The sequence below is a fragment of the Mesorhizobium sp. genome, from assembly GCF_004962925.1.
Taxonomy (GTDB): domain Bacteria; phylum Pseudomonadota; class Alphaproteobacteria; order Rhizobiales; family Rhizobiaceae; genus Mesorhizobium.
The window spans coordinates 8,457-21,523 of record NZ_SUEO01000040.1; the positions used below are offsets into that span (position 1 = coordinate 8,457).

Annotated in this window: 14 protein-coding genes, 1 pseudogene and 1 riboswitch; of the genes and pseudogenes, 8 read left to right on the plus strand and 7 right to left on the minus strand. The window is 63.2% G+C overall.

Annotation, left to right across the window (positions count from 1 at the left end):
* Window positions 1-261, minus strand: a pseudogene (metX, locus tag E5W87_RS11040) (homoserine O-acetyltransferase); the annotation flags it as partial.
* Window positions 262-381: 120 nt separating this feature from the next.
* Window positions 382-459, minus strand: a riboswitch (SAM riboswitch).
* 156 nt (window positions 460-615) lie between these two features.
* On the opposite strand from metX, the gene hisC reads away from it, so the two are divergent.
* Together hisC and E5W87_RS11050 are read left to right on the plus strand one after the other, a co-directional pair.
* A complete protein-coding gene (gene hisC, locus E5W87_RS11045; RefSeq protein ID WP_292396913.1) occupies window positions 616-1,725 on the plus strand; it encodes a histidinol-phosphate transaminase in 1,110 nt (369 codons plus the stop codon).
* 4 nt (window positions 1,726-1,729) lie between these two features.
* Window positions 1,730-2,665 (plus strand): prephenate/arogenate dehydrogenase family protein, encoded by a 936-nt coding sequence (locus tag E5W87_RS11050; RefSeq protein WP_292396915.1) that lies wholly within the window; start codon window positions 1,730-1,732, stop codon window positions 2,663-2,665.
* Between the two features lie 21 nt (window positions 2,666-2,686).
* Here the strand turns inward: E5W87_RS11050 and E5W87_RS11055 are convergent, their stop codons facing one another.
* Both E5W87_RS11055 and E5W87_RS11060 read right to left on the minus strand, forming a co-directional pair.
* Window positions 2,687-3,619 carry a sugar kinase gene (locus E5W87_RS11055; protein WP_292396918.1) on the minus strand — a complete coding sequence of 311 codons (933 nt, stop codon included), beginning with the start codon at window positions 3,617-3,619 and terminating at the stop codon, window positions 2,687-2,689.
* Between the two features lie 35 nt (window positions 3,620-3,654).
* The gene (locus E5W87_RS11060; RefSeq protein ID WP_292396921.1) at window positions 3,655-4,653 is read right to left on the minus strand and encodes a DUF2125 domain-containing protein; all 999 of its coding nucleotides are present in this window, start codon (window positions 4,651-4,653) and stop codon (window positions 3,655-3,657) included.
* A gap of 120 nt (window positions 4,654-4,773) precedes the next feature.
* On the opposite strand from E5W87_RS11060, the gene E5W87_RS11065 reads away from it, so the two are divergent.
* Window positions 4,774-5,322, plus strand: a complete 549-nt coding sequence (locus E5W87_RS11065; RefSeq protein ID WP_292396923.1) for a gamma-glutamylcyclotransferase — start codon at window positions 4,774-4,776, stop codon at window positions 5,320-5,322.
* A gap of 85 nt (window positions 5,323-5,407) precedes the next feature.
* Here E5W87_RS11065 and E5W87_RS11070 read toward each other — a convergent pair whose 3' ends face one another.
* Window positions 5,408-6,388, minus strand: coding sequence for a zinc-binding dehydrogenase (locus tag E5W87_RS11070; RefSeq protein WP_292396925.1), 981 nt, complete (start codon window positions 6,386-6,388; stop codon window positions 5,408-5,410).
* A gap of 169 nt (window positions 6,389-6,557) precedes the next feature.
* Here E5W87_RS11070 and E5W87_RS11075 point away from each other — a divergent pair, with 169 nt between their 5' ends.
* The 3 genes from E5W87_RS11075 to E5W87_RS11085 all read left to right on the plus strand — a co-directional run bounded on the left by E5W87_RS11075 (window position 6,558) and on the right by E5W87_RS11085 (window position 9,391).
* Entirely contained in the window at window positions 6,558-7,526 is a 969-nt protein-coding gene (locus E5W87_RS11075) for a GlxA family transcriptional regulator (protein WP_292396926.1), read from the plus strand.
* 154 nt (window positions 7,527-7,680) lie between these two features.
* Window positions 7,681-8,628: an aldo/keto reductase gene (locus E5W87_RS11080; RefSeq protein ID WP_292396928.1), complete on the plus strand. Its 948-nt coding sequence runs from the start codon at window positions 7,681-7,683 to the stop codon at window positions 8,626-8,628.
* A 145-nt stretch (window positions 8,629-8,773) separates the two neighbouring features.
* Window positions 8,774-9,391: a LysE family translocator gene (locus E5W87_RS11085; protein WP_292396931.1), complete on the plus strand. Its 618-nt coding sequence runs from the start codon at window positions 8,774-8,776 to the stop codon at window positions 9,389-9,391.
* A gap of 26 nt (window positions 9,392-9,417) precedes the next feature.
* Here E5W87_RS11085 and E5W87_RS11090 read toward each other — a convergent pair whose 3' ends face one another.
* Window positions 9,418-10,212, minus strand: coding sequence for a 1-acyl-sn-glycerol-3-phosphate acyltransferase (locus E5W87_RS11090; protein ID WP_292396933.1), 795 nt, complete (start codon window positions 10,210-10,212; stop codon window positions 9,418-9,420).
* Window positions 10,213-10,293: 81 nt separating this feature from the next.
* Window positions 10,294-11,205: a LysR family transcriptional regulator gene (locus E5W87_RS11095; protein WP_292396936.1), complete on the minus strand. Its 912-nt coding sequence runs from the start codon at window positions 11,203-11,205 to the stop codon at window positions 10,294-10,296.
* A gap of 136 nt (window positions 11,206-11,341) precedes the next feature.
* Between E5W87_RS11095 and E5W87_RS11100 the strand changes: the two genes are divergently transcribed.
* Together E5W87_RS11100 and E5W87_RS11105 are read left to right on the plus strand one after the other, a co-directional pair.
* Window positions 11,342-11,812: a nuclear transport factor 2 family protein gene (locus tag E5W87_RS11100; protein WP_292396939.1), complete on the plus strand. Its 471-nt coding sequence runs from the start codon at window positions 11,342-11,344 to the stop codon at window positions 11,810-11,812.
* 13 nt (window positions 11,813-11,825) lie between these two features.
* On the plus strand, window positions 11,826-12,458 hold the full coding sequence (locus E5W87_RS11105) for a pyridoxamine 5'-phosphate oxidase family protein (protein ID WP_292396942.1): 633 nt from the start codon (window positions 11,826-11,828) through the stop codon (window positions 12,456-12,458).
* Between the two features lie 24 nt (window positions 12,459-12,482).
* Here the strand turns inward: E5W87_RS11105 and E5W87_RS11110 are convergent.
* Window positions 12,483-13,067 (minus strand): YdcF family protein (locus E5W87_RS11110; RefSeq protein ID WP_292396945.1); only part of this gene is annotated, 585 nt, incomplete at its 5' end.

Genomic DNA, 13,067 nt, shown 5'->3' on the forward strand with positions numbered 1-13,067 from the left:
GATCAGCACTTCCCACCAGCCCGGCTTGCCGGTCACCGGATTGGTGCTGGCGACATGCTGGTCGCCGGTCAGCGCATGGCAGACGAGGATGGCGTTGGAGCGGGCATCGTTGAGCGTGCCGTAGGTCTTGTAGGCGATCTGGAACGGTGACAGCAGCGTGCCGGCGTCGAGCTTGAGCGGCTTGTCGGCACCGAAACGCAACACCGGGCTCGACGGCTCGTCGGCCTCGTTGTTGGTTCTTTTAGTGCGTAGCGCGACCATCGCATCCTCTTACATTAACCCATCGCGCTTTTCCGAAAATCGATACCGATTTTCGGGTCGATGCGATTGTCCGGCCGGCTACGGACAAATAAAAACCGGCATCGCCTTCGCAAAGCCGGTTACAGGATGCAAACGGCCCTTTAGCGAGTTGTTTAACGTGGCTGCAAGCCGACCGGCCAAATCACCACGGGATTTCGCCTTTCTTCTAGGACCGCCGCGCCTCGGCGTCAACGGCCAGTCGCTCACCCATGCCAGTCGCTCACCCATGATTGCCGCCTCTCGACATTCCAGGCCACGGCTTGTATTTCCGCTGCGGCTTCCCGGGCGGAAGCGTTCTCGACGGATTTTTGCAATATGAACCAGGCATCGGATCAGGCACGTCCAACACCCCGCGCGGGGATCATGGACATCGAAGCCTATGTGCCGGGCAAAAGCACGGCGCCTGCCGGCGTTGCCAAGGTCCATAAATTGTCCTCGAACGAAAACCCGCTCGGCCCCTCGCCGAAGGCGATAGAGGCCGCGCGCGACGTCGCGGCCAAACTCGACATCTATCCCGACGGCACCGCCAGGCGCCTGCGGGAGGCGATCGCCGAGGTGCATGGCCTCAACCCGGCGAACATCGTCTGTTCCAACGGTTCCGATGAGATTCTGGGTCTGCTTGCGCAGACCTACCTCGCGCCCGGCGATGAAGCTGTCATCACCGAACACGCCTTCATGGTCTACAAGATCTACATCCAGTCGGCAGGTGCCGTCCCGGTGTCGGTCAAGGAAACCAATGAGCGCGCCGACGTCGATGCGATCCTCGCTGCGGTGACGCCGCGCACCAGGATCATCTTCCTCGCCAATCCCAACAACCCCACCGGCACCTATGTGCCGTTCCAGGAGGTGCGCCGCCTGCATGCCGGCCTACCTCGAAACGTGCTTCTGGTGCTGGATGGCGCCTATGCCGAATATGTTCGCCGCAACGACTATGAAGCCGGTGTCGAACTGGTGGCTGGCGCGGAAAACGTGGTCATGACCCGCACCTTCTCCAAGCTCGGCCTCGGCGGCGCGCGGATCGGCTGGATGTACGCGCCGATGCATATCATCGACGCGATCAACCGCGTGCGGGGTCCCTTCAACGTCAACGCGACGGCGATCGAGGCCGGCATCGCCGCGATCCGCGACCGTGCCCATATCGAGCGCAGCGTGGCGCATAACGAGACCTGGCTGCCATGGGTGAGCGAGGAATTGACCAAGCTCGGGCTGCGGGTGACGCCGAGCGTCGGCAATTTTGTCCTCATCCACTTTCCCGAAGACAAAAAGCATTCGGCGGCAGCGGCGGACGATTACCTCTCCGCGCGCGGCTACATATTGCGGCGTGTTTCCGGCTACGGCTTCCCGAATGCACTGCGCATGAGCATCGGCACCGAAGAGGCCAATCGCGGCGTTGTCGCCGCCCTCACGACATTTCTGAAAAGCTGAGACAATGACTTCACCGATGTTCGAAAAGATCGCGCTGGTCGGCATCGGCCTGATCGGCTCGTCGCTGGCCCGCGTCATCCACCGCGAAGGCCTTGCCCGTCACGTCGCCATCTCGACACGCAGCGAAACGACGCTGGCGCGGGCAAGCGAACTCGGCCTCGGCTCTTCCTACACGCTGGATGTGAAAGAGGCGGTCCGCGATGCCGACCTGGTCATCGTTTCGGTGCCGGTCGGCTCTTCGGGCGAGGTCGCCGAGGAAATCGCACCGGCGCTGAAGCAGGGCGCCATCCTCACCGATGTCGGCTCGACCAAGGCGTCGGTCATCGCGCAGATGCAACCGTATGTGCCTGATGGCGTGCATTTCATTCCCGGCCATCCGTTGGCCGGCACTGAAAAATCGGGTCCGGACGCCGGCTTTGCCGAACTGTTCGAAAACCGTTGGTGCATCTTCACGCCGTTGCCCGGCACCGATCCGGCCGCGTTGGAAAAGCTCTCGGAATTCTGGCGCCGCTGCGGCTCCAATATCGACACGATGGACCCGCAGCATCACGATATGACGCTGGCCATCGTCTCACATCTGCCGCACATCATCGCCTACAACATCGTCGGCACCGCCGACGACCTGGAGTCGGTGACAAAATCCGAGGTCATCAAATATTCGGCCTCCGGCTTTCGCGATTTCACCCGCCTTGCCGCGTCCGACCCGACCATGTGGCGGGATGTCTGCCTGCACAACAAGGATGCTATCCTCGAAATGCTGGCGCGGTTCTCGGAAGATCTGGCCTCGCTGCAGCGGGCGATCCGCTGGGGCGACGGCGAAAAGCTGTTCGACCTGTTCACCCGCACCCGCGCCGTCCGCCGCTCGATCATCGAGGCCGGCCAGGACATCGACGTACCGGACTTCGGCCGGCAGGCGGTCGAGCATCCGGCAAAGCAGTAGCCTGTCTCGACCGCCCGGCCGTCAGTCCGCCGGCCAGTGAGCCGCCATCATCGCCAGCGTCTCGGCCCTGTCCGGGGCGCCTAGCCTGCCGCCGAAGCGCAGGCATTTGAGCGCGGCGGCGGCGCTGGCAAACCGCAACGTCCGTTCGATCGGCATGGCCTCCGCCAGGGCGACGGCAAAGGCGCCGTGAAACACGTCGCCGGCGGCAAGCGTATCCACTGCCTTGATCCTTGGCGCCGCGACATGGCGCACGGACCCCACCGAGCGGTCGAACCACCAGCTTCCCGCCGCGCCGGCCGTCACCGCGATGAACCCATCGGTGCGTCGAGCCAGCGCTTCACAAGCCTTTTGCGGACCTTGCTCCTCGCCGCAGAGGATGAACGCCGCCGGCTCCGATGCGACGATGTGCGAGGCCAGCGGAAACAGACGTTCCAATATGTCCCGTGGCGCGGTGTCGGCGTCCAGTATGGCCGGACGGCCGATTGCGCGCGCCGCCGCCAGGGCCAAAGCCGCTGCGCCCGGCCAGCGTACATCGACCAGGACGGCATCGAATGCGGTGAGGTCCTGGGTGGGGAGCGCCTCGGGATCGGCCTGGGCAAGCTTGTCATAGAAAGGAACGATGATGCGCTCGCCATGCGTGTCAACCAAGATGGCCGACAGTGCCGACCGCGCACCACCGACGCGCCGGACAAAGCTGCAATCGACGCCCTCGGTCTCGATCCCGGCAACCAGCTGATCGCCGACGGGATCGTCCCCCGCGCTCGCCCACAGCGATACGTCCGCGCCGAGGCGGCGTGCGGCGCAGGCCGCGCTCGAAGCCATGCCCGAGGCGATCTGGACGCCGTCGGACGCGATGAACTTGCCCTGACGTGCCGGAAGCGTGGCGACGCGAAGGATCGTATCGAGCGTCAACGCGCCAACACTCAGGAGCTTCACCGGGCTGTGTTTGACCATGATTTTTCTCCGAACTGTAGGTTCGCAATCATGGTCTAATCGACCGGCTTGATCCTGCCCAGCGGGATAAAGCCGAGCGAGGCCTTGCCCTTGACGATCTTGAGGGGCATCGACGGTTCGTTGCCAAGCAGCGCCAGCCCGGCAAAGCCGGTTTTGATCTGGCTCTTCTGCTCTGGAATGGCCTTGCCGAGGATTGCCGCCACGGCCTTCGGATCGCTGAGCTTGATCATCAGGTCGGCGTCGATCAGCCCGTCGGCATCGACCGACACCGGTCCGGAAACGGTGACGCGCGCGGTCCCCGACGACATATCGAGCTTGCCGATATCGACCGCCTGGCCGCGCAGGCTCTTTGGCTGCGTCTTGATCAGCGCCACGCCGTTTTTCAGCGTCACGTCGCCGCTGCCGTCGAGCGGCGGCAACACGCGCCCATCGATCGCCCCTGGATCGATTTGGAGATCGGTAAAACTCCCGGCATAGTCGATGTCCTGACCGTTCGGACGTAATTGTCCGGCCGCTGTCCCGGCGCTGAACAGCTCGACCGGGTCAGTGCCATCAGCCGGATCGGTCTGGCCGGACAGGCCCTCGGCCTCCAGTGAAATGCTTCGTGGCAGGGGCCAGGACAATTTCAGGGTCGCTCGCAGGTTATCCCAGTCGATCCACAGCGGCGTCATCCCCGGCACTGAGGTCCTGAGCGGTCCCCGCAGGTCGGCGCCAGGCGACAGGATTTGGGTGATGTGCGTAGCCGCGTTGAGGCTGCCGAGCGAGGCGGCGACGTTCCTTGTGTCGTCCTGATAAGCCAGGCTGTCGCAGGAGATGGCGAAGCTCGAGGGATAGCCGCTGACCGTGAGATTGGCGCAGTCCGCCTCGATGCCATTGCCGTTGAGCTCGGCCACCGCTTTGGCGGCTTCGCTCTTGACCTTGTCTGCCAGGTAGAACCAGCCGGCGCTGTAGAGGCCGAACAGCAGGACGATGAAGGCGCCAAGCCAGAAGAGGCGGCGGCGAAAATTCGGCGGGCGCTCGTCACTTGACGTCATGCTGCGGCTCTCGTTAACGCGTGTTGCAGAGGGGACTGTCGTTTCCGGCAACATCGGGTAGACGGAGACGGATTTTAAAAACACCGATTCCAGTGCGGTGCTGCAACCAGGCTTGGCGATATGGGCGATTTTTGGGTTTTTGGCTACGGCTCGCTGATCTGGCGGCCGGGATTTGCGCATGTCGAGACGCGGCGCGCCCGCCTCCACGGCTACCGCCGGTCGCTGTGCGTCTACTCCTTCGTGCATCGCGGCACGCGCGAGCGACCCGGTCTGGTGCTCGGCCTCGACCGTGGCGGCTCCTGCATCGGGCTGGCTTTCCGCGTCCCCGGCGATCTGCGCAACGAGGTCATCACCTATCTGCGCGAGCGCGAACTGGTCACCAATGTCTATCTCGAGCGCATGCTCAGCATTCGCCTAGACAATGACGATAAGGGTAAGGGCGAGACGGACGGCGGCGAGACGGTCTCGGCGGTCGCCTATGTCGTCGACCGTGCCCACGAGCAATATGCCGGCGCGCTCGATGCGGCGAATGCGGCAACCGTCGTTCGCGGCGCCGTAGGTCAGTCGGGAAAGAACGAGGATTATGTGCTCAGCACGCTGGAGCACCTCGAGGCGCTGGGGATCCGTGACCACTGGCTGGAAGAAGTGGCGAAACGGATCGGGTCGTGATCTTCTTTCGTTTGACCGTGATCTTTTCCGAAAATCGGTTCCCACTTTTTGCTTCGCTGACCTTCGGTTCGGGTGATGGTCAGGGCTACATCCTGAAAATCTGTTTTCCGAGATCGGCCCGATCGAGGCTGTTTGTCACGGCGAGCTCGAACTCCGACAGCGGATGGATGCCGCCGACGGGGACATGGAAATCGGGTTGGCCGAAGATGTCGATAATCTCGCACAAAACTGACCGGTCGGCTTCGACAGGCGGCGAAAAGAAGTAGCGGTAGATATTTGCCCTGATCTCGACGCCGCTCAGCAGCACGTCGAAATTGTGCAGTTCGAAACGCTCGGCGCTCATGCCGCCATTGATGACCATCTGCCCGCCCATCGCGAGAGCGCGGATCAATTCGCCACTGGCGGGCCCGCCGACATTATCGACGATCCCGTTCAGCCCGGCGCCGCCGGTCATTTCCATGACCGCTTCCCTGATACCGACCTTCAAACGCGACAGATCGAGGATGGCGGTGGCACCAAGCCGCTTCAGGTCCAGCCTGTCGTGAGAGCGCCGCACGAGCGCAATCACATTGATGCCGCGCCGTTGGGCGAACTGCATCACCATCGTCGAAACAGAGGAATAGCCGGCCGTGACGGCCAGCCACTGTCCAGGCTGCACACGGGAATCCGCCAGCAGGTCCCAGGCAGTGATGGGGTTCACCATCTGCGCGGCGCGTTCGAGCGGATAGTCGGCGGGCAGCGGGATCAGCCATTCGGCCGGAACGGCCGCATATTCGGCCCAGCTGTTGTAATAGCTGAATGCGACAAGCGTGCCCGGTTTCAAAGCGACGTTCGCGCCCACGGCCTCGACGATGCCGGCGCCATGGTTTCCGGCGACCTGCCGTGGGAAATGCGGCTTCTTCGGTTCGGGGTAGAGGTTCTGGATGAACAGGAAGTCGCCAGGGTTGACCGAGGCGGAGACCATCCTGACCAGCACCTCGCCGTCGCCAATTCGCGGCATCGGCACGTCGCCGAGATAGAGCACGTCCCGCGGCGAGCCGATTGCGTCGAATACGATTGCTTTCATGGCGGTCTCCAGTAACGGGCGATGGGGCAAGCAGCCTGGACGTCACCAGATTGCAGCACCGATGTTTGCATCGGCGTCGCGGAACCTAAGGTCGCCGGCAAAAATCGAAATTGGCAGATTTGACAATCTATGTGCTAAACTTGCCATATCCTGTTCAAAGGACATGATCTTGGACGATCGCCCTCTCCACGCCGTGATCTGGCTGCCGTCGACTTTCTATTCGGCCGTCGCCGCGACACTTGTCGAAATGTTCGAGTTGGTGAACACCATTCGCGGCACGCCGGCGATTTCCTTCGAATTCGTGGCGCAGCAGGCCGACGCCACGACGACGCCTGGAATTTCCTTTCACACCAGACGGAAACCCTCGCAGCGCATGGACCTGCTGATCCTGCTGGCCATGCCCGGTATGCAAATCCCGGAGCTTGTTGCCGCGCTGGAGGAAGAGAGCCGCCACGCCGCACCGCTTATCGCAAGCGCGCAGCGCGACGGCGCCATCATCGCCGCGCATTGCGGGGCCGGTTACTTCCTGGCAGACGCCGGTCTTCTCGACCGAAAGCGCGCGACGATCTCCTGGTGGCTGAAGACGGATGCCCAGCGCCGCTTTCCGAAGGTGCGGTGGGACGCTTCACGTGTGCTGATCGGGGAGGAACGGATCTACACTTGCGGCGGCGGCTTTTCAGGCCTGGAGCTCGGCAAGGCGCTTCTGCGGGATCTTGGCTTCGCCAGGGAGGAGCGCCTGGTTCGCAAATTGCTCGTGCTGCCGCCGTCGCGGCAGATCCAGACCCCTTACGAGTTCCCGCTCACCGATCAGCTGCCTTCGCAAGAGGCGTTCCGCGACCGGCTCGAAACCTTGTCCAGGAAACAGCTCGGAACGCTCGATCTTGCCTTCCTCGGAGCGCAACTCGGTCTGTCGCCGCGAACGCTGGCGCGCCGGTTTTCCGATGAATTGCACACCACTCCCGGTCGATGGATCCAGGACCGGCGCCTTGAGGCCGCGAAGGCGCTTCTTGAAAGCACCAAACTCGGTATTGCGGAAATATGTTACCAGGTCGGATACCGGGATACGGCGTCATTCAGCCGGCTTTTCAACCGCGTGGTCGGGTTGCCGCCTGGTGAATACCGGCGCCAGAGCCAGTAGGTCACCGGCCGGAACATCAGCACGGCGGATCGCGCCTTTGTGAAGCGCTGGCCAGTGGAAAAGACGGTCGGCCCTTTGACGTCTGTGCCGCACGCCATAGGTTAAGCCCGTCATGGGCTTTCGCCCATTCTTTCCATTCCCCAGGAGATCAGTCTTGCAAAAACGTCGTCTCGGTCAAACCGACCTGTCCATCGCGCCGCTGGTTCTGGGTGGCAACGTCTTCGGCTGGACCGCCGACGAGAAAACCTCTTTCGATCTGCTCGACCGCTTCGTCGCCGCCGGTCTCAACGCCATCGACACCGCCGATTCCTATTCGCGCTGGGTTCCCGGCAACAAAGGCGGCGAATCCGAGACGATCATCGGCAAATGGATGAAGAGCCGTGGCAACCGCGACGAAGTCGTGGTGATCACCAAGGTCGGATCGGATATGGGGCAGGGCAGGAAAGATCTCTCCGCCGCCTATATCGAAAAGGCCATCGATGGGTCGCTGAAGCGGCTGCAGACCGATGTCGTCGATCTCTATCTGTCGCACTGGCCGGACCCGACAACCCCCTACGAGGAAACGCTCGGCGCCTACGAAAAGCTGCTCGCCAAGGGCAAGATTCGCTACGTCGGCGCCTCCAATCTCGATGCCGGTCAGTTGCGCGCCGCGCTCGACGTGGCAAGCCTGCGGGGCCTGCCACGCTACGCGGTGCTGCAGCCGGAGTACAATCTCTATGACCGTGTCGCCTTCGATGGGCCGCTCCGCGATTTGTGCATGGCCGAGAATATCGGCGTCATCACCTATTTCAGCCTCGCCAAAGGGTTTTTGAGCGGCAAGTACCGCAGCGAAGCCGATCTCGGCAAAAGCGCGCGCGGCGACGACGTGAAGGCCTACTTCAACGCGCGCGGCATGCGCGTCCTGGCGGCACTCGACGCCGTGTCGGCGCGTCACGCGGCCAAGCAGGCGGACGTGGCGCTCGCCTGGGTGATCGCGCGGCCCGGCGTCACGGCGCCGATCGCCAGCGCCACGACGCTGGACCAGGTCGACAGCCTCGTCCGCGCCGCATCGTTGGATCTCAGACCTGATGATATCGCCGAGCTCGACAGCGCGAGTGCATAGACGCTAGCGCGAAGCGCGGCTTGCAAACGGCAGCCAAGAACCGTGCACGGCCTGCGCCGGAAGGCTCCCCTGCACGATCGTTCAAGACGGCCTGGTCTGCCCTGCCATACCATTGGTCCGGTCGCGTCGGGATACTGGTATACAGATGGCCGAGCAGGTCTTTTCCCATCCGGAACTATGGCAGCAATTGCTCGCGCTTGTGCTGGCGTCGGCGGTCGTGATGGGCAGTCCGGGGCCGGCGACGATAAGCGTGACCGCCGTTGGCGCCGCCTTCGGTCTGCGCGATTCGCTCCGCTACGCCTCGGGCATCATTCTTGGCACGGTCGCCGTGCTTTTGGTCGTGGCGACGGGCATCACGGCCATGCTTGCCTCTATGCCGAGGCTCACACCGCTTTTGGCGGTGGCGTCCGCGGCTTACATCCTCTACCTCGCCTTCAAGATAGCAACGGCTCCGCCTCTGGCTGCGCGTACCGGCGGGGCGGCGCTTCCCACGTTGCTGGGTGGGTTTCTGCTGGCCGTCGCCAACCCGAAAGCTTATGTGGCGATTGCCGCCGTGTTCGCCGGCACGTCGTCCGCCGGTGAGCTCGATGCAGGGCTCAAGCTGGCGGTCCTCGCCTCGATGATCGTCGCCATCCATGTCCTTTGGCTTCTCGCCGGGGCCGCGTTTGCGCGCTTTCTGCGCAAACCGCTGGCCTCACGGATCATCAATCTGACGTTTGCGGCGACGCTGGTTTTGACCACCGCACTGGCTGTGATTTCCTAGGGGATATTGCCGGTCGGACGGGCGGCTCAGGCTGGGGTATCGGAGGCCAATTCCCTCAGCCGCTTCACCGCCGTCGGCGGCATGGGCGGCGGGTTCGGCGCCTGGGACGCCTCGATGAGCAGCTGGTCGCAGGCGGCTTCCGTCTCGCCGATCAGCCGTTCCATGAATTCCTGCTTGTCCAACCCCGGCGGGATCGGCGGCAGGAAGCGGGCCTTGATCGTGCCGGGATAGCGCAGGAATTTCCGCCGCGGCCAATAGAGGCCGGCGACATGGGCAACCGGCACCACCGGAATGCCAAGCTGCGCATAGATTTCGACGATGCCGTATTTGTAGGCCGGATCGTCGCCCGGCGCCCGGCGTGTGCCCTCGGGATAGATGATCAGCTGGCGGGGATTGCGCGCCAGCTCCTGTTTGGTCGCGGCGACCACCGCTTTCAACGCCTTCGAGCGGCTGCCGCGGTCGACCGGGATCATCCGCATCTTCAGGATGTACCAGCCGAAGAACGGGATCCAGGTCAGTTCCCGTTTCAGGATGTAGATCGGATCCTGCAGGAGGGGGAAGAAGGCGATCGCATCCCAGAAGGATTGATGCTTGGGCGCCAGGATGAAGGAACCCTCGGGCAGGTTTTCCTGGCCGGTGATCTCGCTTTTGGTGCCGGCGATCTTGTCGTAGAGCCACATGCTGGTGCGTGACCAGAATTTCGGCACGAACCAAGCGCGGTGGCGCGGCGACAGGAAATAGTACGGGGTCCAGACGATCATCTGGACGATCAGATTGACGTAGAAGACGAGGTTGAACGCCAGCGAGCGGATAAGGAGCATGTGGGAAGTGCCCGGTGAGGAGGTGTGCGTTGGTTACACCAAGCGCGGGCAAAAAGGAAACGGTGCGATGGTCCCTGTTCGTCAGGCTTGCCATGTCGCTTGCACGAGCCGCGTCTTCAGTCGTGGGGCGGCGAAGTCGAGGAACGCACGCAGTTTCACTGGCAGCAGACCTTGGCCGGCATGCACGAGGCTGACCGGCCATAGCGGCGGCTCGAATGCCTCCAGCACGGTGCGGAGTGTGCCGGACCGCACCGCAGCAGTGATCTGGTAGGAGAGCACCCTCGTCAAGCCGACGCCGGCAATCGCGGCATCGATTGCCGCTTCCGCGGTGTTGACCCGAAGCCGTGAGCGGATCGGAACAGCGAGTTCTGTCTTGCCGGTGGCAAAGGTCCACGTGGCGGGAGCGGTGAGCCCCTCGAAGGTGATGCAGCTGTGTGCCGCGAGGTCTTTCGGGGTCTCCGGCGTGCCGTGCTCGGCCAGATAGGCCGGCGTCGCGCAAACAACGCGCCGGATCGAGCCGATGCGGGTGGCCACCAGGCTCGAGTCGGGAAGCTCGCCTATGCGGACGGCGAGATCGATGTGTTCCTCGGTCAACTGGGTTATCCGGTCCGCGAGCATCAGGCGGATAGCCACGTCGGGGTAGGCGGCGAGGAAGCCGGTGACGACCGGCAGCACATGCAGGCGGCCAAAGACGATCGGTGCGGTGATGATCAGTTCGCCCGTCGGGGCGCTGTATTCGCCGGCGGCGGTACGCTCGGCCTCGCCGACCTCGTCGAGAATGCGATGGCAGGCAGCGAGGTAGGCGTGACCCGCGTCGGTCAGCGTCAGCTGCCGCGTCGAGCGGTTCAGGAGACGCGTCTTCAGATGCCGCTCCAGGTCGGAGACTTTGCGGCTGACCGTCGCAAGGGGGATGCCGAAACGGCGTCCGGCGGCCGAAAGGCTGCCGGCTTCCACTGCGGCGACGAAAAGCGACATAGCCTCGAGGCGATCCATATTTCTCCCGGAAAATGGAAGGATTAGTCGCAAATATGACAGCTACATCCGAAAGATGGAAGGGGCCATATTTGACGGCGAAGCTGATCGAATGCCGATGCCCCCTATCCCTACGCCCGCATCGCAAGGAGTTCCCATGTCTGAAAGCCGCCCGCCCCTACCACCATTCACCGCCGAGACCGCCGCACAAAAGGCACGCATGGCGGAGGATGCCTGGAACTCCCGTGATCCGGCACGGGTCGCGCTTGCGTACACAATCGACAGCCGCTGGCGCAACCGGGCCGAGTTCCTGCAAGGGCGCGACGCCATCCAGACCTTCCTCACACGCAAATGGGGTCGCGAACGCGACTACCGGCTCATCAAGGAGGTCTGGGCGTTCCGCGACAATCGTATCGCCGTGCGCTTCGCATATGAATGGCACGACGACAGTGGCTCATGGTTTCGCAGCTACGGCAACGAGAATTGGGAGTTCGATGAACATGGATTGATGCGCTTGCGCATCGCCAGCATCAACGACCTGCCGATCCTCGAGGCCGACCGCAAATATCATTGGCCGCTCGGCCGCCGGCCGGACGATCATCTCTCTCTGTCGGAACTCGGCCTTTGAAGGAGGCTTTTTCATGAATGCTCACGTCTTCACCAGCGATGTCGCCTTTACCCCAACCGTCAAGGCGATCCAGGCTCGAAAAGGCTCGCGGGATGCCTATGCCCGCGTGGAGGAGCGCGGCAGCTGGCAAGCTGATATCACGCCCGATCTCGCCGCTTTCATCAAGGCGCAGACCAGCATCTTCCTGTCGACGGCCAATGGTGAGGGCCAGCCCTACATCCAGCATCGCGGCGGGCCGGCCGGTTTCCTCAAAGTGCTCGGCGAGCGGACGATCGGCTTTGCCGATTTCTCCGGCAACAGGCAATTCATCACCCAGGGAAATCTGGACGACAACCCCCGCGCATTCCTGTTCCTGATCGACTATGCGCACCGGCAGCGCATCAAGATCTGGGGCAGCGCGCGTGTCGTCGAGGACGACGCCGAACTGATGGCGAAGCTGATGCCGGAAGGCTACAAGGCGCGCCCCGAGCAAATCATCCTGTTCACGGTTTCGGCCTGGGATTCCAATTGCCCGCAGCACATTCCACAGCGTTTCGAAGCCGCTGACGTGGCGGCGGCGCTGGCCGAACGGGACAAGCATATCGAACGTCTCGAACAGGAGATCGCGCGCCTGCGCGGCGCCTCAAGCGCCACGGTCAAGGACTGATATCGCTGCCGGTTCCAGATTGGCTCAGTTCGGCGCAACAGCCTCGGCCAGCGCGATGCCGGTTGGCGTTGGCTTCACCGGCACGATGCCGCGCGCCAGCGCCAGCAGGTATTTGTTGTATTCGGTGAACAGCACGCGCAGCGCCCTTGGCTTGGTCAGCCAGCCGCCATTGCCAAGATTGCTGTTGACCACCGGATAGGGTTCGAGCTTGGCCTTGTGCAGCAGCCGGCCCATTTCCAGCAGGCTGCGCGGCATGTGATAGTTGTTGGTGACGAGGATCACGGTGCCATAGGCGTGGTCCTCCACCCATTTGGCGCTTTCCTCGGCATTGCCGATCGTGTCGAGCGCGGCGCGGTCGATGTCGACGCAGCAGGAAAACAATTTCTTGTCGCCACGGGTCGCGACCTGAAGCTGGCGGCGGCTGGCGGAAGGATGCACGCCGCTGATCAGCAGCCGCTCGCCCTTGCCGGACGCAAGCAGACCCATGGCGGCGTCGAGACGCGAATGGCCGCCGGTCAGCACGATGATGGCATCGGCTTTTGCCGGATTGGTAGGCGTCGCGAGACGGCTGACGGTGTTGGCGAACCAGCCGAAGCCGCCGGCAAACAG

What these genes read in the sequence shown, in the direction of transcription:
- E5W87_RS11105 (WP_292396942.1), top strand. Translation starts at nt 11,826, where the DNA reads ATGAATGCTCACGTCTTCACCAGCGATGTCGCCTTTACCCCAACCGTC.
- E5W87_RS11060 (WP_292396921.1), bottom strand. Translation starts at nt 4,653, where the DNA reads ATGACGTCAAGTGACGAGCGCCCGCCGAATTTTCGCCGCCGCCTCTTC.
- hisC (WP_292396913.1), top strand. Translation starts at nt 616, where the DNA reads ATGAACCAGGCATCGGATCAGGCACGTCCAACACCCCGCGCGGGGATC.
- E5W87_RS11055 (WP_292396918.1), bottom strand. Translation starts at nt 3,619, where the DNA reads ATGGTCAAACACAGCCCGGTGAAGCTCCTGAGTGTTGGCGCGTTGACG.
- E5W87_RS11095 (WP_292396936.1), bottom strand. Translation starts at nt 11,205, where the DNA reads ATGGATCGCCTCGAGGCTATGTCGCTTTTCGTCGCCGCAGTGGAAGCC.
- E5W87_RS11065 (WP_292396923.1), top strand. Translation starts at nt 4,774, where the DNA reads ATGGGCGATTTTTGGGTTTTTGGCTACGGCTCGCTGATCTGGCGGCCG.
- E5W87_RS11090 (WP_292396933.1), bottom strand. Translation starts at nt 10,212, where the DNA reads ATGCTCCTTATCCGCTCGCTGGCGTTCAACCTCGTCTTCTACGTCAAT.
- E5W87_RS11085 (WP_292396931.1), top strand. Translation starts at nt 8,774, where the DNA reads ATGGCCGAGCAGGTCTTTTCCCATCCGGAACTATGGCAGCAATTGCTC.
- E5W87_RS11100 (WP_292396939.1), top strand. Translation starts at nt 11,342, where the DNA reads ATGTCTGAAAGCCGCCCGCCCCTACCACCATTCACCGCCGAGACCGCC.
- E5W87_RS11070 (WP_292396925.1), bottom strand. Translation starts at nt 6,388, where the DNA reads ATGAAAGCAATCGTATTCGACGCAATCGGCTCGCCGCGGGACGTGCTC.
- E5W87_RS11050 (WP_292396915.1), top strand. Translation starts at nt 1,730, where the DNA reads ATGACTTCACCGATGTTCGAAAAGATCGCGCTGGTCGGCATCGGCCTG.